Here is a 19176-nt window from a genome sequence, read left to right as displayed (position 1 = left end):
GCGTTCCGTTCTATAAAATAATTCGGAGAAGAAGCGTCTTGAGCGACCCCTTTAAACAAGCATCCGGCATTAGAAAAGTCCTGACTGCCGACGAGAACGCCGAAGGCCGTCTTGACGCGTGGATGACCGGGCAGCTTGGTGAAGAGTTTTCGCGCAGCCGCGTGAAGGCGCTGATCAAGGAAGGCCAGGTTTCTGTGGCCGGCAAAGTCATGGCAGATCCGCAGAAAAAGGTGCGTCCGGGCGATACCTTCGAGATCGTGCTGCCCGAGCCGCAGGATCCAACGCCGCAGGGCGAAGATATCGCGCTCGATATTCTCTTCGAAGACGACGACATCGTCGTCATCTCCAAGCCGGCCGGCCTTGTAGTGCATCCTGCGGCTGGCAATTGGACCGGCACGCTCGTCAACGCGCTGATCTATCATTGCGGGGACAGTCTTTCCGGCATCGGCGGTGTGCGCCGTCCAGGCATCGTCCATCGGCTGGATAAGGACACCACGGGCGTAATGGTCGTCGCCAAGAACGACATCTCCCATCGTCATCTGTCACTGCAATTTGCCGATCACGGGCGGACCATGCCGCTGCAGCGCGCGTATCAGGCGATCGTCTGGGGCCGTCCGCGCTCGCTTAACGGAACGATCAATGCGCCGCTGGGCCGCGCCGTCGGCGACCGTACGCGCCGAGCCGTCAAACGACCCGAGACGCAGGATGCCGACGAGGCGATCACGCACTACGTCGTACTCGAGCGCTTCCACGAGAACCCCGACGCGACATCGCTCGCCTCTCTTGTCGAGTGTCACCTTGAAACCGGCCGCACTCATCAGATCCGCGTGCACATGGCGCACATCGGCCACCCACTGCTCGGCGACACCGTCTACGGAGCAGGTTTCAAGACAAAGGCAAACCTCCTTCCCGATACCGCCAGGAAGACCGTAAATGCCTTCGCAAGGCAGGCGCTTCACGCCTACATGCTGCAATTCGAGCATCCCCGCACAGGCGAGGTCATGCACTTCGAGGTACCGCTGCCGCAGGACATGGAAGAGCTGGCAACCGCCCTGCGCGCCTCGCCAGAGTAACGCCTTCGTGAAGCGGCGTGTGGCCTTGAACCCCTGTTTAGCCATACTTATCTGTACATTGACTTAGTGCGGGCTCGGATAGAGCCGCACGTCCCGGTTCGCCTTTCGACGCAGGGGCGCGTTCCATTGGGAACCGGAATTCAGATAGGAGGGTGCTTTTATGGCCCGAAATAACTTGCCGTCCATTACCGCCGGCGAAGCCGGTCTCAATCGCTATCTCGACGAGATCCGCAAGTTCCCGATGCTGGAGCCGCAGCAGGAATATATGCTGGCGAAGCGTTATGCGGAACACGGCGATCGCGAAGCGGCACACAAGCTCGTCACCAGCCACCTGCGCCTCGTTGCGAAGATCGCAATGGGCTACCGCGGCTATGGCTTGCCGATTGGCGAAGTCGTCTCTGAAGGGAATGTCGGCCTGATGCAGGCCGTCAAGAAGTTCGATCCGGAACGCGGTTTCCGTCTTGCCACCTACGCTATGTGGTGGATCAAGGCTTCGATCCAGGAATACATCCTGCGTTCTTGGTCCTTGGTGAAGATGGGCACGACCGCCAACCAGAAGCGGCTGTTCTTCAATTTGCGTCGCCTCAAGGGCCGTATCCAGGCCATTGATGACGGCGATCTGAAGCCAGAGCACGTCGCTGAGATCGCCACGAAGCTGAACGTCTCCGAGGAGGAGGTCGTTTCGATGAACCGTCGCCTGTCGGGCGACGCGTCGCTGAACGCACCGATAAAGGCCTCGGAGGGCGAATCCGGCCAATGGCAGGATTGGCTCGTCGACGACCATGACAGCCAGGAAGAAGTTCTGATCGAGCAGGACGAACTCGATACGCGCCGCCGCATGCTGGCGAAAGCGATGAGCGTTCTGAACGACCGCGAGCGCCGCATCTTCGAGGCGCGTCGCCTCGCGGAAGAGCCGGTAACGCTGGAAGACCTCTCGTCCGAGTTCGACATCAGCCGCGAACGCGTTCGTCAGATCGAGGTCCGCGCCTTCGAAAAGGTCCAGGATGCCGTGCGCAAGGAAGCGCTCGAGCGCGCCAAGGCCGTTCGGGTCGTCGAAGCCACAGCCTAAGACACAAATTCTCTGCAAATAAAAAGGGCGGGACCATCTGGTCCCGCCCTTTGTTTTTGCCTCAACCGGCAATCACTGGCTGGTCGACACGTCGCCGAAAGCAGCCCATTCCTTGATCGCGGCGTTGAACGCCTCCCCACCTGTGGTGCCCTTCTGCATCGTCAGAAGCGCGCGGCGGCCGTTGCGATAGGTGATCGGAATATCGATCCAGTCGCGGCTTGCAAGAAGTTCGAGGTTCGCCTTGCGCGCATCCGGATAGTCGTTGAGCGCAATCATGTGGAAATCGTCGGTGATCTTCGCCGGCACGGCAATCAGCGCGTCGCCACGATCCTGCTCGGTGCGCTTCAGGGAAATGCGCTGAACACTCTCGATGGCTCCGCCTTCGAAATTCGGCGGCAGCGAGAAGACGACCTCGACGATGTGGCTCGCCGGCAGGGACGGATCGGAATTGCGTTTGAAGGTCAGCTGCGCCGACAGATTGCGTTCCGGAACGGTTACGGTCGCCTGTACGGTCGCTTCCTGCCTGCCGTCCGAGCCTGCCTCGTGCTGGAGAGTCCAGACGACCGAGCCCTGGATGGCGGTCGGCGAGCTCTGGCCGATCCGCTCCTCGTAAAGGAACATCTTCTCGGTGGAACCTTGCGGCGCGGCCTGCGTGGCTGCTCCGGCCGCCGGCGGCGTCGCCGCTGGCCCGGTGGCAGCCGGGGCGCCTGCTGCGGGCGTCGCTGAGGTCGCTGGCGGCGTCGCATCGGCCGAAGCAACGTTCTGCTCGGCTACCGACTTTCCCTCCGCCGTCGGCGTTCCGGGAATGGAGGCGGGGCCGCTGTCGACCTCGGTACCATCGGCACGAAGCCGCTGGTTGAACTTGTTGTTGACGGAAGCGCCGTCATTCACGGAAGCAACTTCCTTGTTTGCTTCAGGCGGCTTTGCGTCACTGGTCTGCGGCGTTGCCGAAGCGGGCTTGGTAGGGGTCTGCTCATTCTTCGCGCTTTGCGAAGGAGCGGCGCTGACAAGGTTCTTCACCATTGACGACAGCGCATCCCGATTGGTCCAGGCGGCATATCCGCCGCCGCCGATGACGCCCAGCGCAACGAGGATCGTCACGATGGAGCCGATGCCGAAGCGGCGGCGCTTCGGTTCCATACGGAGGTTCTTACCCTGAAATTTGGCAGCAACGGCGCTGTCGAGATCGGCGGCAGGAACGCCGTCATCATCCTCGGCAACGACGCCACGGTTGTCGTATCCGCGAAGCGGCCTTGCCTCTTGCCAGGCTGGATTGGCTTCCAGTGCAGCTTTTGCTGTCGGCGTCCCATGAACTTCCGAGAAGAGGTCGCCGTCATCGAAATGGGCGCTGATCGGGATCTTCTTGCCATTTTCGATCGGTGGCAGGTCGTCGAAGGCTGCAGCCTCCCAGGAGAAGCCCTCGTTCGCGGCGGGCATCTTTACGCCGGTCGGCGTGTGGTCGATCCCTGCAATGACGTCTTCGAACGCGCGCGCCGCTTCACTTGCGGGAGCAACTGGCGCTGCTTCGGAAAACTGCCTGAGTTCTTCGAGCGCCCAATCCGTCTGCGCATCCTTAGCCGGCGGTGCAGGCGTTTCCTCTACGGGCTCTGCCCATACCGGATCGAAATGTCCGGCGGCATCCGCGTGGAGCGGCTCCTCCTGGCTGCGATCCACGAATTCTTCCGGCGGACGATCCAGCCCAAAGACCGGTTCGACCAGGCGGTTGGTCAGATCGTAGTCGCGCGCAATCGGCTGCAGAGCCGGTTCCTCGTGGGGCGGCTCGGCCGGTCCGACAATGGGCTCTTCAGCTGCGCCGACAGGCTCCTCGTGACCGTCGTGATCCTCGTGAACAACCTCTTCGGAATGAGCGGCATGCCCATGCTCGACAGGCTCGGATTCGCTGACAGGAGCCGGCGGCTCTTCATGCGCCCAATGTGCGTCCTGCTGCTCGGCATGTTCCGGCACAGCAGCGACAGGCTCCTCATGATAAGGAGCAGGTTCTTCGTGATAGGGAGCGGGCTCTTCGATCGGCCCTTCGTCGGCAGCCGCAGAGCCTTCGGCTGCCGCACGGTCTTCGTGGACCGGCGTCTCGTGCGCCGGTTCCTCAACTGCGGCCTCGCTGGCAAGCGGTTCGGGAGCGGTTGCTTCCGGCTCATTGCCGGCGTCAGCGCTTGCCTCGACCTCAGGCTCGACCGCGAGCGCGGCATCGTCGAGCGGAACGGCTTCGGCATGCTCGGCTTCGACTTCACCGATTGCAGCTTCGAGCTTTTCAAGCTGTCGTTGCAGCATCGCTTCCGGCGGGCGCGGTTTCATATTCTCGAGCTGCCGCTGAACAGCACCGCGAGCGCGCTCGTAGACTTTCACCCGCATCTCGGGAGTATTTTCAGACAGGCCGTCAACCGCCCGCCGGATAACTGCGATAAAATCCGCCATTCGAACTTTCTCTAAGAGTGCGGTGCGCCCTGCGAACCGCACAAATAATGACCCGCGACCTTAATCCTCAAACGGATCGGTCACAAGTATCGTGTCGTCACGCTCAGGACTTGTAGACAAGAGAGCGACAGGCGCCCCGATCAACTCTTCGACCTGGCGGACATACTTGATCGCCTGAGCCGGCAGGTCGGCCCAGCTGCGCGCGCCGACAGTGGATTCCTTCCAGCCTTCAAGCGTCAAATAGATCGGCTCGACGCGAGCCTGCGCGCCTTGGCTGGCCGGAAGATGATCGATCTGCTCGCCGTCCAGCTTGTAGCCGACGCAGATCTTCAGTTCGTCCAGGCCGTCGAGGACATCAAGCTTCGTCAGCGCGATCCCGGTAATGCCGTTCGTTGCAACCGACTGGCGCACCAGCGCCGCATCGAACCAGCCACAACGACGCTTGCGGCCGGTTACGGTGCCGAATTCGTGGCCCTTTTCGCCAAGGAACTGGCCGATGTCGTCATGCAGCTCGGTCGGGAACGGCCCCTCGCCAACGCGCGTCGTATAGGCCTTGGTGATGCCGAGGATATAACCGAGCGATCCCGGGCCCATGCCCGAACCGGCCGCAGCCTGACCGGCAACGGTGTTCGAGGACGTCACGAACGGATAGGTGCCATGGTCGATGTCGAGCAAGCTGCCCTGCGCACCTTCGAAGAGGATGCGGGCGCCCTTGCGGCGTTCCTTGTCGAGGAAAAGCCAAACGGTATCGCGGTAGGGAAGCACGCGGTCGGCAATCGACGTCAGCTCGGTCATGATCGTGTCGTGGCTGACCTCGGCGACGCCAAGGCCGCGGCGCAGTGCATTGTGGTGCGTCAGGATGCGGTCGACCTTGCCCGGCAGCGTGTCGAGATCGGCAAGATCCATCACGCGGATCGCACGGCGGCCAACCTTGTCTTCATAGGCCGGACCGATGCCGCGGCGTGTGGTGCCGATCTTCGTGCCGCTGTTGGACGCTGCATCTTCGCGGAAGGCATCGAGCTCGCGGTGCAGCGAAAGAATAAGGGTCGCGTTGTCGGCAATGCGCAGGTTCTCGGGAGAAATCTTCACGCCCTGCTTTTCCAGCTTCTCGATCTCGGCGATCAGCGCATGCGGATCGACGACGACGCCGTTGCCGATTACAGCCATTTTGCCGGGACGCACGACGCCGGATGGCAAGAGCGACAGCTTGTAGCTGGTCCCATCGATGACCAGCGTATGGCCTGCATTGTGTCCGCCCTGATAGCGCACAACGATGTCCGCACGTTCCGAAAGCCAATCGACAATTTTGCCTTTGCCTTCGTCACCCCATTGCGAACCGACCACGACTACGTTCGTCATTCACGTCTTCCTGTTAAAGGCGGATTTAACCGCACCCTTCTCAAACCCGCGCATCTATAATGCTTTGTTACCGGGAAAGCGACCCTGTTATGCCGCCGGAATCGGCTTTTTACGTGACAAATCAGCCATCATCGGGCTATTGGCCGATCATACCCTGAGGTTGAGAACCGCATCGCCGCCATCTGAAAGAATCGCCTGTGCAGGTCGCCGCTTATATTTCTCTCGTCGTCGCAGCGCTGTGCTGGGGCGCAAACGCGGTGGCGGGCAAGCTCGCGCTTGGGCACGTCAGCCCGATGATGCTGACGTTTCTGCGCTGGTTCCTTGCAACAGCACTGATTGCCGCCGTTTCGTTACCGCAATTGAAGCGCGACTGGCCGATTGTCCGCAGGAATTTGCCGCTGCTCGTCTTCTACGGCGTCATCGGGTACACGCTCTTTAACGCCATGCTTTACTCGGCCGTCAAGTATACGAGCGTGATCAATGTCGCGATCGAGCAGGCCGGCATTCCGATGCTGATCTTCCTGCTGAATTTCGTCTTCTTCCGCACAGGCGTCTCGACTGCGCAAGTCGTCGGCTTCGCCATGACACTCGGGGGCGTCGCATTGACCGCCGCCCATGGTGACCTGACGACCCTGCTGCGGCTTGACCTCAATCGCGGCGACGGTCTCATGCTGATCGCTGTCGCCGCCTACTCGGTCTACACGATTTTTCTTCGCTGGAAGCCGCCGCTCGACTGGCGCACATTGATGGCCATCCCCGCGCTTGGCGCGACGCTGAGCGCCGTGCCGCTTCTCATTTGGGAGGGCAGCCAGGGCGCCGTTCGGCTGCCTGACAACAGAGGCTGGCTGATCGCCTTCTACACCGCGATCTTCGCCTCCCTGCTCGCACAGATCCTTTACATCAAGGGGGTTGAGGCGATCGGCGCAAATCGCGCCGGGCTGTTCATCAACCTCGTGCCGGTCTTTGGCACGCTGTTGTCGGTCGCCCTGCTTGGCGAGCAGCTGCAGGCCTTTCACTTGATTGCGCTTGCGCTTGCATTGGGCGGCATCGCCATTGCCGAAAAAGGCCGCCCTGAGCGAGCTGCCTCGACGGCACCTGCTTCGCCTATGGATTAGCCGAGCTCCAGCGTCGTTACGCCGAAGACGTTCTTGAGCGCAACGTTTGGCGCTGTTCCCCGATACATCCGGGCGGTTTCGAAGACAGGCGCCAAGCCCATGCTCTCGGCAAGCTCAACCGCCTCCCCATTGCCGGTCGGAATATCGATGAAGACCTTCGCTCCCTTGGCACGCGGCGCAAGGGCCGAAAGCAAGGCTGCGGCGCTATCCTTGTCGGCTGCAAACAGCGGGCCGATCTTGTAGCCTTCATAACAACAACGGATCGTCCCGTAGCCACGAATCTTGCCACTCTTGCGCACCACAGCCGAGTGCCGGTCCTTGCGCGGTGCACACCACGACGTCACAAACGCCGGCCGCGGAGCCGGAAAGATCGTCGCGTCATAGCGCAGCAATCCGTCAAGCTTGTCTGAGACGGATTGCGCGACCAATGTCGATTCGGGCACGGCTGATATCACGCCGCCGTAGCGAACCGTCCGATAGGCCTCTTCGAAACCGGCCTTGCGGTAATTGTCTTGCTGCGCGGGCACAGCGTCCAGGCCGATGCTGCGGCCTTCCGCAGACGCCATGCCGGTATTCCAGATGGCTTTGCCGTAGCCCCTGCCCCGAAAATCCGGATGGACGATATAGAGCCCGAGGAACGCGAAATCCTCGCCATACTTGACGACGGAAATCGAGGCGACCGGCACCTCCCCCAACACGCCAACGAAAAAACCGGATGGGTCCGCATCGTGAAAGGCAATGGAATCGTCGAGGCCGGGATTCCAGCCCTCCTGACGTGCCCATTCAAGCACTAGCTCCAACTCACCGGGTCGCATCGGGCGAACGGCAAACTCCGAATTCATGCAGCATCCCTAAATCAGATCGACCGCAAGTACGAACTCGCGGGACAAACAAGAATGAAAGTCCAACAGCCGTAAAGCCAGCCGGCAGCGAAAAAACATGTTCATGGCTGAGGCGATCTGCATCGATCGTCATGAAGCACGACCCGAAATTCTTCGCATCGCAGCATCATGGAACAGGGAGATTACAATCTCAAGGGAATTACTTAAGACAACATGAAAGCACGGCAAGTTCCCAGTAACGGCCACGTGAGGGCAACCAGTTTCTGCTTTGCGCCAAGATCGTCCACGTACGATTGGGAACAATTCGCATACCCGAATTTCAGGGTCACAAGCTTCGAAAACAGCCGTTGCGTTCGCATGATGCCGAGATGGACGCCCTAGGAGATGGCGATGACCTCAAGCTCTTGACCGCCGACACTGACGACATCACCAATCGTTTTGCCGACGAGGGTCCTTGCCACCGGGGATACGAAGGAAATCGAGCCAGCGTTGGGATCAGCTTCGTCCTCTCCCACCACCCGATATGTCTGTACGCGTCCATCGTCACGGCTGAAGGTCACGGTGCTTCCAAAGGCAACGGTGTCGAATGAAGTCGGGTCAGGGATAACCTGCGCCGTGCGAACGCGTGCGGCCAAGTAGCGTAAATCCCGCAGTGGGTTTGCTGCCTGCCGCCGTCGTTCATTCACGTCTTCTATGGTGCTTGCGGCATCGTAGGCTTCGCGAGCTTGCTGGAGCTGCAATTCCAAAGCCTTCAATCCCGCTTCCGTAACAAGGTTCGGATGCGGCGAAATTGGACGGTCAGGCAAAAGCGTTTCCGAAGCCGCTTCGGCACTTTCTTCTTTGACGAAGGCAACACTCAATTTCGAAACTCCGCTTTGGTGCTCACTGCGGTCTTGCAGCGCATGAGCGATAGTCCCCGAATGATCGGAACCACACATACCCAGCAATAATGCGGCGACACCGACCCGCTGGTGGCAGCCGCAACCGATCATATACCATCTTATCGGATGGTCACAGCGCCCACCAGAACATCACAGCCACAGATAAGCCTGTTGGAGTATCGGTCTGCGCAGGCGAATGAGGCTGTCGGATGGCCAAGGGCCATCCGACGGCCACTTAATGATACGGGTCGAAGAACCTGTGAATGGCGTCGATTTCGTTCTGTCGGATATCATGCCCACCTGCATGCCATTCCGTCGTGACACAAGCATTCTGGGCTTCGAAGTAGTCGGCCAAAGCCCTCGTGACGGGCGCAGGGCTGATCGGGTCGCGCTCACCGGCGGTGATCAATATCCTGCGCCTAGCTAGTGCGGTGTTCGCTCTCGGCTGAAATGGGATCAGCGGATGCATCAACACCGACGCATCGAACAGCCCCTTATCGATCAAGACGTTGGCAAGGATATTTGCTCCGTTCGAGAAGCCAAGTCCGAGGATATCGGTGGCCGCATGTTCCTTCGCCAGCGTTGCGACAAAAGCGGCCATCTTCTCCGTTGCTCGGGCAAGATCCGTCATGTCGTAGACGCCCTCGCCAGTGCGTTTGAAGAAGCGTGCCGCACCAAACTCCGAGACGTCGCCGCGCGGCGAGACGATCGTCGCTTCCGGCAACAGGCGCCGCGCGAAATCGAAGAACTGGTTTTCGTCGCCGCCCGTTCCGTGCAGCACGAACAGAATGGGCTTTCCGGGGGCACCGGCCTGCAGCCGGTGCGCATAGCTGTTATCGCTCATCATGCTTCCCCTTAGGCTTCAAGCGGCTGCAAGTGCTGCTCGATAAGTGCACGCAGGTGTTGGTGCTGCTGCGGCAGCTTCAACGCTTCACCAAGATGGGCGGTGTCCTCGTCACGGTTGAATCCGGGCTCGTTCGTCGCAATCTCGAACAGGATGCCGCCCGGGGTCCGGAAGTAAATCGCCCAGAAATAATCACGGTCAATGACGGGCGTAACCTGATAGCCGGTGTCCATCAGTGCCTTGCGGACTTCGAGCTGCTTCTCTCGATTTTCTACGGCGAAGGCCACGTGATGAACGGAACCTGCACCGGGCAAAGCGCGCGAAACGTTCGGCATGGTTTCAAGATCGACGAGATGCGCGCCGTTGCCACCAGGGATCGTCAAGCGCTTCACGCCATCGCGTTCTTCCTGGACTTCGTAACCCATGAAGTTGAGCAGTTCGGACGTGGCACCGTCATCGCGCAACCGCATGGCAACCGAGTGGAAACCGCGGATCGCGTGATCCTCGCTGATGCCGCCGTGCGTCCAGGGCAGGCGATTGTCATCGTTGACTTCGACAAGAGCAAAACCGTCGCCATCAGGACCGGCAAAGTTCAGGCGCTTTTCGCCGAACGTTTCCTCGGTTTTCAGGCCGGTGATGTTCAGCTTGCTCAGGCGATCGTTCCAGAAACCGATCGAACCCTGCGGGACCGAGAAAACGGTGGTTCCGACTTCGCCGGTTCCAGGGCGACCTTGCGCCATCTTCGGGAACGGGAAGTAGGTCATGATGGTGCCGGGCGCACCGGTTTCGTCGCCATAATAGAGGTGATAGACGTCGGGCGCGTCGAAGTTCACGGTCTTCTTGACGCGGCGCAGGCCGAGCGTGTTGGTGAAGAATTGGTTGTTGGTGCGGGCATCCTCCGCCATCGATGTGACGTGGTGCAGACCCTTGATTTGATCGAGCATTTGAGACCCCTTTCTTGCCCGCCTCGCGGGCTTCGGATGGGGTATAGATGATCGCTAGGGACCGATTGGAATAGTCCCGCCGACCGGAACGCATTGTCTCTTTTTAGTGAACGACAAAATGAAATCGTTCAGAATGAGCCTAGATATCATGTGCGGCGGCGGGCAGCCGCCAGTCGATCGGTGCCCGACCGCGCGCCTGCAAAAACGCGTTGGCCTTGGAAAAATGGCCGCAACCAAAGAACCCGTTGTGGGCGGAGAGCGGTGATGGATGCGGCGCCTTCAACACAAGATGGCGCGCAGTGTCGACGAAGGCGGCCTTGCGCTGGGCATAGGAGCCCCAGAGCATGAACACGACGCCATCGCATTCGTCATTGACCTTGCGAATAACTGCGTCGGTGAAGCGCTCCCAGCCCTTGCCCTGGTGTGATGCGGCCTGCGCCTCCTCGACCGTCAGCACGCTGTTTAGCAAAAGCACTCCCTGCCGCGCCCAGTGCTCCAGAAATCCGTGCCGAGCCGGCGGAATGCCCAGATCGCTTTGCATTTCCTTGTAGATATTGACGAGTGACGGTGGGATTCGAACGCCCGGTCGAACACTGAAACAAAGGCCATGCGCCTGGCCGAGCCCATGATAGGGATCCTGCCCCAGGATCACGACCTTGACGTCGGCCAGTGGCGTAAGGTCAAGAGCGCGGAAGTACTCGGATCCCTTGGGAAATATCCGTTTGCCTTGGTGTTTCTCGGCGACGAGGAACGCTTTGAGTTGCTGCATGTAAGGGCTGGCGAATTCGCCGGCGAGAGCCTCTCTCCAGCTTTCCTCCAACGCAACCGACTGTTCATTCATGGACGGTCCTCGTCCGCTTGGATGCGCTTTCAGCTTGCCTCGAAGCGGGAATTGGCAGACATTTTATTGTTCGTCGGGGTTCACTATTTACGAACGCTGAGTAGATTGCGGTCGAATCGCTGGTGAATTCAAGCGTATCCGGGGGCTTATTCAGGATGAAATTCGGAACAAGTGGGCTTCGCGGCCTGTCTGTCGACCTCAAGGGGCGAGCTTCGGCGCTCTATGCCACTGCCTTCGGTCGCTATCTGCTCGACAGTGGAATGGCGCGCCACGGCGATGCCCTGCTGATCGGCGAGGACTTCAGGGATTCCAGCCCTGAAATCGCGGCAAACTGCGCCGATGCTTTGGCCGGCCTCGGCTTCGACATTCTTTATTGCGGCGCCGTCCCAACGCCGGCGCTTGCGCTCTATGGCCTGCAGCAAAAGGCGGCTTGCCTGATGGTAACGGGCTCGCACATTCCAGCCGATCGCAATGGCATAAAGTTCTATCGGCCGGATGGTGAGATAGGCAAGGCAGACGAGGCAATGATCACGGCCGAGGCCGCAGAACTCGATCGCGCCGGTTTTGCGTTTCAGCCGCGCGGCACCACGCCACAGGATCGGTCCGTCGAATGCCTGGCAGCTTTCCGCGAGCGGAATGCCAATATTCTCCCCACAGGCGCGCTCGACGGCGTCAAAGTCGGTGTCTACCAACACAGCACGGTCGCCCGTGACCTGCTGGTGGACCTCTTGAAGCATTTCGGCGCAACAGTCGTGCCATTTGGACGGTCGGAAGCATTCATCCCCGTCGACACCGAGGCCGTTTCGCACGAGACGATTGCCAAGCTCATGGATGTCGCAAGGCAGCATGGCCTCGACGCGATCGTTTCTGCGGATGGTGATGGCGATCGCCCATTGGTGGCAGATGAGACGGGCACGCCACTGCGTGGCGACCTGCTTGGACTGATCGCCGCAAACTTTCTCGGCGCGACGTCGGTGGTGACGCCCGTGACTTCGAATTCCGGCATCGAAGCTGCCGGTCGCTTCAACATCATTCGCACCCGCGTCGGCTCTCCCTTTGTGATATCAGGCATGCAAGACGCACTCGCAGCCGGGCAGACCCATGTCGCCGGTTTCGAGGCAAACGGAGGCGTGCTGACCGCGAGCGACTTCGACGTCAACGGCCATAAGCTGCGCGCCCTGCCGACGCGCGATTGCTTCGTGCCGATCCTGGCGACGCTCTCTCTCGCAGCATCCAGACGGCAGCCGCTTTCGGTCGTCGCCGCCTCCTACCATCTGCCGTTTGCCGCAGCCGACCGCCTTGAGGATTTTCCGGTTGAGACCAGTGCCCGGTTGATGGCGTATCTCCGGGCCGGCTCCGCCAATCTCGCGGCGTTTCTGCAGCCGATCGGCGAGGTCGGCGGCGTCAGCGACATCGACGGGCTTCGCGTCACGCTGAAGGACCGAGGCATGATTCATTTCCGCCCCTCCGGCAACGCCCCCGAAATGCGCTGCTACGCCGAGGCGAAAAGCGAAGCTACCACCCTGGCGTTGCTGCACGCCGGTCTGGAGCGAATTCGCTGGTGGGCGCAGGCGAACTGATTGGCGACGTAAAAGAGATATTCAAGGACACTCCAAATGACACAGAAGATCGTTCCCGTGATTATGGCTGGCGGCAAAGGCACTCGCCTCTGGCCGCTGTCGCGTGCTGCAGCACCGAAGCAATTCATACAGTTCATCGGCGACAAGACACTTTTCCAGGAGACGCTGCAGCGCGTGTCCGATCCTGCGCTCTACGAGGCTCCTGTCGTTCTCACCAACGAAGAGTTCCGCTTTCTCGTCGCCGAGCAGGCACGTGAACTGGACATTGGCCTCGCCGCCATTCTGCTCGAACCGGTTGCCCGCAACACCGCCGCCGCCGTTGCAGCGGCTGCGACGCTGGTGAGCAAACGCTTTGACCAAGACACAATCATGCATGTGCTTGGCTCCGACTATGAGATCGTCGCCGACGACACCTATTTTGACTGCGTCCGCATCGCGGCTGCGACAGCTGCCGAAGGCAAGCTCGTGACGTTCGGCATCCAGCCGAGCGAGCCGGCAACCGGCTACGGCTATATCGAAGGCGGAGAAGAGCTGCCAACAGGCGCACGGACGGTAGCGCGCTTCATCGAAAAGCCGCCGCTCGCCAAGGCGGAAGAGATGCTTGCGGCAGGCAGCTTCTATTGGAATTCCGGTATGTTCATGTTCTCGGTTTCACGCCTGATCGATGAGATGAACGCCTACTCGCCCCAGACGATGAAGGCCGCGCAAGAGGCTTTGGCAAGCGGAAAGACCGACCTTGACTTCACGCGCCTCGACAAGGCGGCGTTTGCCGAAGCCCCGAACATCTCGATCGACTACGCGATCATGGAAAAGACGAGCAATGCGGCGGTCGTCCCCTCGCCCTTCAAATGGTCCGACCTCGGCAGCTGGGATTCCGTCTGGAAGAGCGGCAGCCGCGACGAGCATGGCAATGTCGCCGCCGGCAACACGACGGTCGTCAATACCAAGAACTCGCTCATCATGACGCATGGCGTGCATCTCGCCGTCCAGGGCATGGACGACATCGCCGTCATCGCCAGCGAGGACGCGGTTTATGTCGGGCGGCTGCAGGACAGCCAGGACGTCGGAAACCTCGTCAAGATGCTCGCTGCCGCCCCGTCGACATCGCAGCTGACCGAGACGCACCCGACCTCTTACCGCCCTTGGGGCGGCTATACCTCGGTGCTGAACGGCGACCGTTTCCAGGTCAAGCGCATCTTCGTCACGCCGGGCAAGAAGCTGTCGCTGCAGAAGCACCATCACCGCTCCGAGCATTGGATCGTCGTCAAGGGCACGGCCGAGGTGACGATCGGCGAGAACGTGCAGATGCTCAGGGAAAACGAATCCGTCTACATCCCGCTCGGAGAAATCCATCGCTTGGCCAACCCCGGCAAGATCATGCTTGAACTGATCGAAGTCCAGACCGGATCCTATCTCGGCGAAGACGATATCATCCGCATCGTCGACGAGTTCGGACGCAGCTGATCATCTCTGTCTTGAACTTATAAACGTCGCCCTGTAACACCATTGCGGCCCCCGCCAATCGGCCGGGCCGCGATTGCTGTCCCAGGGAATGTACCCATGCGTATTGTGATGATTGGCTCGGGCTATGTCGGCCTTGTCTCCGGTGCCTGCCTCGCCGATTTCGGCCACCATGTCACCTGTGTCGACAAGTCTGCCGCGAAGATCGACGCCCTCGAAGCCGGCAAAGTTCCGATTTTCGAACCCGGCCTTGACAACATCATCGACCATAACCGCAACGCCGGTCGCTTGGATTTTTCCAAGGAGCTGGCGGCATCCGTCGCAAGTGCGGACGTCGTCTTCATCGCTGTCGGCACGCCGTCGCGGCGCGGCGATGGCCATGCCGACCTGAGTTACGTCTATGTTCCTACCTTGGCCGCCCGCGAGATCGCGGCGGCGGTCTGCGGATTTACCGTCGTCGTCACCAAGTCAACGGTTCCTGTCGGCACCGGCGATGAGATCGAGCGCATCTTCCGCGAGGAATTCCCCGAGAAGGATATTTCCGTCGTTTCCAATCCGGAATTCCTGCGCGAGGGCGCCGCAATTACCGACTTCAAGCGCCCGGATCGCATCGTCCTTGGCACCGAGGAACCGCGCGCCGTGGAAGTCATGCGCGAGGTCTATCGCCCGCTCTACCTCAACGAGGCACCGCTCTATTTCTGCGAACGCCGCACCTCCGAGCTGATCAAGTACGCGGCCAACGCCTTCTTGGCGATGAAGATCACCTTCATCAACGAGATCGCCGACCTTTGCGAGCAGATCGGCGCCGACGTGCAGAAGGTCGCCAAGGGCATCGGCATGGACAAGCGCATCGGCGACAAGTTCCTGCATGCCGGCCCCGGCTACGGCGGTTCGTGCTTCCCCAAGGATACGCTGGCGCTGGTCCAGACCGCGCAGGATCATGACAGCCCGGTCCGCCTCATCGAGACGACGGTCGCGATCAACGACAACCGCAAGCGCGCCATGGGCCGCAAGGTCATCGCCGCCTGCGACGGCACTGTTCGCGGCAAGAAGATTGCCATCCTCGGCCTGACCTTCAAGCCGAACACCGACGACATGCGCGATGCACCGTCGATCACCATCATCCAGGCCCTGCTGGACGGCGGCGCCAACGTCCACGCCTACGATCCGGAAGGCATGGAGATGGCGAAGGAGGTCATCGGCCCGATCACCTACGGCAACGACCCCTACGAGATCGCCGAAGACGCGGACGCCATCGTCATCGTCACCGAATGGGACGAGTTCCGAGCGCTCGATCTCAAGCGGATGAAGTCGCTGGTGAAGACCCCGACGATCGTCGACCTGCGCAATATCTATCCCGTCGCCGAAGTGACCAAGCATGGCTTCGCCTATTTCGCTATCGGAAAGAAGAACGAGAAGCAGTAGAGATGCGCTATTTCATCACCGGCACCGCGGGCTTCATCGGCTTTCACCTTGCCCGCCGCCTGCTGCAGGATGGCCACGAAGTCGTCGGCTTCGATGGCATGACGCACTACTACAACATCAAGCTCAAGCACATGCGCAACGCGGCGCTGGCACAGTTTCCGGCCTTTCGCTCGGTGACAGCCATGCTGGAAGATCGCAAGGCCCTGGAAGAGGCCGTGGAAAGCGCAACGCCCGATGTGATGGTGCATCTCGCAGCACAAGCCGGCGTGCGCTACAGCCTCGAAAACCCGAAGGCCTATCTGACGTCCAACCTGGAAGGGTCCTGGAACATCCTCGAGATCGCCAAGGATGTCGGCGTCAACCATCTGATGCTGGCCTCGACGTCGTCGATCTACGGTGCCAACCCGTCTGTTCCGTTCCGCGAGACAGACCGGGCGGACGAGCCGCTCACCTTCTATGCGGCGACGAAAAAATCGATGGAACTGATGGCGCACAGCTATGCCCATCTCCACAAGGTCCCGACCACAGCCTTCCGCTTCTTCACCGTCTACGGCCCCTGGGGCCGTCCCGATATGGCGCTCTTCAAGTTCGTGAAGAACATGCTGGAGGACCAGCCGATCGAGATCTACGGCGAAGGCCAGATGAGCCGCGACTTCACCTATATCGATGACCTCGTGGAGGCGGTTGTCCGACTCTCGTCCGTCGCTCCGTCGGAAGCCAACCGCGTGGCAGACCAACGTGTCGAGACGCTTTCGCATCAGGCTCCGTTCCGTGTCGTCAATATCGGCGGCGGTCAACCCGAGAACCTGATGACCTTCGTCGAGACCGTCGAAAAGACACTCGGCCAGCCGGCAAAGCGCAAGATGCTGCCGATGCAAAAGGGTGACGTGCCGCGCACCTTTGCCAGCCCCGATTTGCTGGTGGCTCTGACCGGCTACAAGCCGGAGACGACGCTGAATGTGGGCGTGAAGGCTTTCGTCGACTGGTATCTGGAAGCCCGCGGCGAACTCGAGCCGTAAGCGCTCTACCCAGGCTAGCTAACGACGAAGGTTGGCGGCCAGCGTCGCCTTTTTCGAAGCGAAGATGCTATCGATCTCGGATGCCGGCAACGGATGGCCCAGCGCGAAGCCCTGCAACGTGTGGCAGCCGAGCTTGGCGAGCGTCACGGCATGGTTTTCGGTTTCGACTCCTTCTGCGATAATGTCCACACCGAGAGCCTTGCCGATCTCGACGATCGACTTGACGACGCGGCGCTGCTCGGAGGAGGTATCCACCTCGCTCACCAGTTGCCGGTCGATCTTCAGGCGTGCCGGGCGCAGCCGGACAAGGCCGATGAGCGACGCGTGGCCGGAACCGAAATCATCGATCTCAATCTCGATTCCCATCTGCTTAATGCGATCGACAGTCTGCAGGAGCTCGTCGTCGCAATCATCCAGGAAAATCGTCTCGACCAGTTCGAAAACCAGGGCACCTTCCGGTATCTCGAGCGTCTTAAGATCGTCGATCAATTGCGGATCGTAGAGGCGCTGTCCCGAAATGTTGACCGAGATCCGTGGCAAGGCTGTTGCATGCTGCCCCCAGCTCAGCCGGTCCGCGAGAACGCGCCTCAGGATCGAAGCATCGATTTCGGACGACAAACCGAACTCGTCGGCGATCTTCAGGAAGATCCCGGGTGAGAGAGTGCCACGCTCGCTGTGATGCCAGCGTGCCAGTGCCTCGATGCCGACGATCTCGCGCGTATGAGCATCGAGCTGCAATTGGTAAAATGGAATGATATCGCCTTGCTCCAGCGCAAGCTTCAGCTCTTCTGCAAGGCGCCGCTTGCCCATAAGATCGTCTTTAAGTTGCTGTGAAAAGAACTCGACGCGGTCGCGCCCCGATGTTTTTGCCTGATAGAGCGCGATATCGGACTCAGCCAGCAGGTTGGAGCCAGAGCGATCTGCCGACCAGGAAATGCCGATCGAAGCTCCGGATTGCAGCATTTCGTGGCCGAAGCGAATCTTCTTCTTCAAGCGCCGCTGCACGTCACGCGCCATACGATTCAGTTCCGTCAACCCTCCGAAATTGACGAGAAGGATGACGAATTCGTCGCCGCCGATACGTGCCGCCATTGCGGCTTTTGGAATGGCGGCCTCGATCCGCAAGGCCGCGGCACGCAGCACGATGTCGCCGGCGGCATGGCCATGACTGTCGTTGATCTGCTTGAACTCGTCGAGGTCGAGGTGGAGAACTGCAAGCGTCGAGACCGAGGCATCGTCGGCCAATTCGGCCAGGCGCTTGTCGAAAAGGCGACGGTTGGGAAGACCCGTCAGATAGTCGTGTTCCGCCACATACTCGATGCGTGCACTGCTTTCTTCCAAAGCCAAGGCCCGCGCCTCGGCGACCGCCCGTTGGCGAGCCGCCTCGTTCGCAAGCAGTACGTCTGCCGTGACGTCCCACTCCGCGCCGATAAAGGAGGGCGACCCATCTTCGTTCACGTAGAAATGGGCCCGTGATCGGATATATCTTATCTCGCCGTCCGGCCAAACGATCCGGAACTCCGAATTATATTGCCCGCGTCTGGCAATGGCGTCCTCGAATTCCTGTTCGGCGCGGGCGCGATCGTCGGGGTGAATTGCGTTTGACCAGATCGCAGTCGGGACCGGACCACTTTCTCTCCCGGTCTGGTAGAGGCGATGCATCTGGACATCCCAGGCGATCTCATTCTGATCGAGGTTGTGCTCCCACACACCGATCTGTGACGCGTCGAGTGCAAGCTCAAGGCGCCGCAGAATGTCCTGGAACTCTCGTTCGGACCGTGTGGGACTGCTCGATGCCAACGCCGTCCAAGCCTCATGCAGCTTCAAGTAACAGTATGGTGTCATGGCGACACCAGGGAAGTCCTTTGTACGTGCCGAACCAACCATTTGGCGAGAGATTAATTAGAACCCCCTAAAAATCCATCAATCATTGCAGGTCGAACGCAGCGTCGATTTTGACAGAGATCCTGTGCACTAGGCAATTCAGCCTTTCGAGGAACGGTGATTGTTTTCTTCGAGTTGCAGCAGCAAACCGCTGTGATCGGTTTCACCGCCGCCATGTTCGACGAACTCCGGGGCGACCGGTGTGACGACGTCGACAAGGGAAAGCGAGTGGCGGCTTGACCTGCGAGCTGCCCGTCGGCGACGAGCCGCGCGGTCAGCTTGCGCCCGATCACTCCCGCTGCGCCGATCATGGCAATATGCAGTGGCGACCTTTATCAACCATTCACCGCGCGACTCCCCTCGCCCGGCCCTGCCCTTCGCGACATAGCCGCATGGTCAGCCCATG

At 60.4% G+C, this 19176-nt stretch carries 15 protein-coding genes and 1 pseudogene; 7 read left to right on the top strand and 9 right to left on the bottom strand.

What is annotated here, in order from left to right; all coding sequences use genetic code 11:
- Nucleotides 1–38 precede the first annotated feature (38 nt).
- Nucleotides 39–1073 carry an RluA family pseudouridine synthase gene (locus BSG20_RS10200; protein ID WP_072374402.1) on the top strand — a complete coding sequence of 345 codons (1035 nt, stop codon included), beginning with the start codon at nt 39–41 and terminating at the stop codon, nt 1071–1073.
- Between the two features lie 160 nt (nt 1074–1233).
- Complete coding sequence (gene rpoH, locus BSG20_RS10195; RefSeq protein ID WP_024315654.1) at nt 1234–2142, top strand: RNA polymerase sigma factor RpoH; 909 nt, start codon at nt 1234–1236, stop codon at nt 2140–2142.
- A 72-nt stretch (nt 2143–2214) separates the two neighbouring features.
- On the opposite strand, the gene BSG20_RS10190 is transcribed toward rpoH, so the two are convergent.
- Nucleotides 2215–4575: a RodZ family helix-turn-helix domain-containing protein gene (locus BSG20_RS10190; protein WP_072374399.1), complete on the bottom strand. Its 2361-nt coding sequence runs from the start codon at nt 4573–4575 to the stop codon at nt 2215–2217.
- 60 nt (nt 4576–4635) lie between these two features.
- On the bottom strand, nt 4636–5934 hold the full coding sequence (locus tag BSG20_RS10185; RefSeq protein ID WP_072374396.1) for an adenylosuccinate synthase: 1299 nt from the start codon (nt 5932–5934) through the stop codon (nt 4636–4638).
- Nucleotides 5935–6131: 197 nt separating this feature from the next.
- On the opposite strand from BSG20_RS10185, the gene BSG20_RS10180 reads away from it, so the two are divergent.
- Nucleotides 6132–7049 (top strand): DMT family transporter, encoded by a 918-nt coding sequence (locus BSG20_RS10180; RefSeq protein WP_072374393.1) that lies wholly within the window; start codon nt 6132–6134, stop codon nt 7047–7049.
- Here BSG20_RS10180 and BSG20_RS10175 read toward each other — a convergent pair.
- From BSG20_RS10175 to ung, 5 genes are all read right to left on the bottom strand, one after another.
- Nucleotides 7046–7891 carry a GNAT family N-acetyltransferase gene (locus BSG20_RS10175; RefSeq protein ID WP_072374390.1) on the bottom strand — a complete coding sequence of 282 codons (846 nt, stop codon included), beginning with the start codon at nt 7889–7891 and terminating at the stop codon, nt 7046–7048. The genes BSG20_RS10180 and BSG20_RS10175 overlap by 4 nt on opposite strands.
- Before the next feature lie 377 nt (nt 7892–8268).
- Complete coding sequence (gene greA, locus BSG20_RS10170; RefSeq protein WP_072374387.1) at nt 8269–8751, bottom strand: transcription elongation factor GreA; 483 nt, start codon at nt 8749–8751, stop codon at nt 8269–8271.
- 256 nt (nt 8752–9007) lie between these two features.
- The gene (locus BSG20_RS10165) at nt 9008–9616 is read right to left on the bottom strand and encodes an alpha/beta hydrolase (protein ID WP_072374384.1); all 609 of its coding nucleotides are present in this window, start codon (nt 9614–9616) and stop codon (nt 9008–9010) included.
- Nucleotides 9617–9627: 11 nt separating this feature from the next.
- A complete protein-coding gene (locus tag BSG20_RS10160; RefSeq protein WP_072374381.1) occupies nt 9628–10560 on the bottom strand; it encodes a VOC family protein in 933 nt (310 codons plus the stop codon).
- A 139-nt stretch (nt 10561–10699) separates the two neighbouring features.
- Nucleotides 10700–11401 carry a uracil-DNA glycosylase gene (gene ung / locus BSG20_RS10155; protein WP_072374378.1) on the bottom strand — a complete coding sequence of 234 codons (702 nt, stop codon included), beginning with the start codon at nt 11399–11401 and terminating at the stop codon, nt 10700–10702.
- A 155-nt stretch (nt 11402–11556) separates the two neighbouring features.
- Here ung and BSG20_RS36405 point away from each other — a divergent pair, with 155 nt between their 5' ends.
- The 4 genes from BSG20_RS36405 to BSG20_RS10140 all read left to right on the top strand — a co-directional run bounded on the left by BSG20_RS36405 (nt 11557) and on the right by BSG20_RS10140 (nt 16886).
- The gene (locus BSG20_RS36405; RefSeq protein ID WP_177309827.1) at nt 11557–12981 is read left to right on the top strand and encodes a phosphomannomutase; all 1425 of its coding nucleotides are present in this window, start codon (nt 11557–11559) and stop codon (nt 12979–12981) included.
- 36 nt (nt 12982–13017) lie between these two features.
- The gene (locus tag BSG20_RS36400; RefSeq protein WP_177309826.1) at nt 13018–14445 is read left to right on the top strand and encodes a mannose-1-phosphate guanylyltransferase/mannose-6-phosphate isomerase; all 1428 of its coding nucleotides are present in this window, start codon (nt 13018–13020) and stop codon (nt 14443–14445) included.
- Nucleotides 14446–14541: 96 nt separating this feature from the next.
- On the top strand, nt 14542–15867 hold the full coding sequence (locus BSG20_RS10145) for a UDP-glucose dehydrogenase family protein (RefSeq protein ID WP_093041100.1): 1326 nt from the start codon (nt 14542–14544) through the stop codon (nt 15865–15867).
- A gap of 2 nt (nt 15868–15869) precedes the next feature.
- Entirely contained in the window at nt 15870–16886 is a 1017-nt protein-coding gene (locus BSG20_RS10140) for an NAD-dependent epimerase/dehydratase family protein (protein WP_072374373.1), read from the top strand.
- Between the two features lie 18 nt (nt 16887–16904).
- Here BSG20_RS10140 and BSG20_RS10135 read toward each other — a convergent pair whose 3' ends face one another.
- Together BSG20_RS10135 and BSG20_RS38805 are read right to left on the bottom strand one after the other, a co-directional pair.
- A complete protein-coding gene (locus tag BSG20_RS10135; RefSeq protein ID WP_370874307.1) occupies nt 16905–18731 on the bottom strand; it encodes a putative bifunctional diguanylate cyclase/phosphodiesterase in 1827 nt (608 codons plus the stop codon).
- A 225-nt stretch (nt 18732–18956) separates the two neighbouring features.
- Nucleotides 18957–19093 (bottom strand): annotated as a pseudogene (locus BSG20_RS38805) (D-erythronate dehydrogenase); the annotation flags it as partial.
- Nucleotides 19094–19176: the final 83 nt, after the last annotated feature.

It is taken from the genome of Rhizobium tibeticum (genome assembly GCF_900110205.1).
Lineage (GTDB): Bacteria > Pseudomonadota > Alphaproteobacteria > Rhizobiales > Rhizobiaceae > Rhizobium > Rhizobium tibeticum.
The sequence above is the reverse complement of the archived record's forward strand: the minus strand, read 5'-3'. Positions and strand labels throughout refer to the sequence as shown.

Bases quoted from the DNA above. Each gene is read 5' to 3' on its own strand.
- BSG20_RS36400 (WP_177309826.1), top strand. From the start codon at position 13,018: ATGACACAGAAGATCGTTCCCGTGATTATGGCTGGCGGCAAAGGCACT.
- BSG20_RS10175 (WP_072374390.1), bottom strand. From the start codon at position 7,891: ATGAATTCGGAGTTTGCCGTTCGCCCGATGCGACCCGGTGAGTTGGAG.
- rpoH (WP_024315654.1), top strand. From the start codon at position 1,234: ATGGCCCGAAATAACTTGCCGTCCATTACCGCCGGCGAAGCCGGTCTC.
- BSG20_RS10165 (WP_072374384.1), bottom strand. From the start codon at position 9,616: ATGAGCGATAACAGCTATGCGCACCGGCTGCAGGCCGGTGCCCCCGGA.
- BSG20_RS10140 (WP_072374373.1), top strand. From the start codon at position 15,870: ATGCGCTATTTCATCACCGGCACCGCGGGCTTCATCGGCTTTCACCTT.
- BSG20_RS10145 (WP_093041100.1), top strand. From the start codon at position 14,542: ATGCGTATTGTGATGATTGGCTCGGGCTATGTCGGCCTTGTCTCCGGT.
- ung (WP_072374378.1), bottom strand. From the start codon at position 11,401: ATGAATGAACAGTCGGTTGCGTTGGAGGAAAGCTGGAGAGAGGCTCTC.
- BSG20_RS10160 (WP_072374381.1), bottom strand. From the start codon at position 10,560: ATGCTCGATCAAATCAAGGGTCTGCACCACGTCACATCGATGGCGGAG.
- BSG20_RS10190 (WP_072374399.1), bottom strand. From the start codon at position 4,575: ATGGCGGATTTTATCGCAGTTATCCGGCGGGCGGTTGACGGCCTGTCT.
- BSG20_RS10135 (WP_370874307.1), bottom strand. From the start codon at position 18,731: ATGACACCATACTGTTACTTGAAGCTGCATGAGGCTTGGACGGCGTTG.
- BSG20_RS10185 (WP_072374396.1), bottom strand. From the start codon at position 5,934: ATGACGAACGTAGTCGTGGTCGGTTCGCAATGGGGTGACGAAGGCAAA.
- BSG20_RS36405 (WP_177309827.1), top strand. From the start codon at position 11,557: ATGAAATTCGGAACAAGTGGGCTTCGCGGCCTGTCTGTCGACCTCAAG.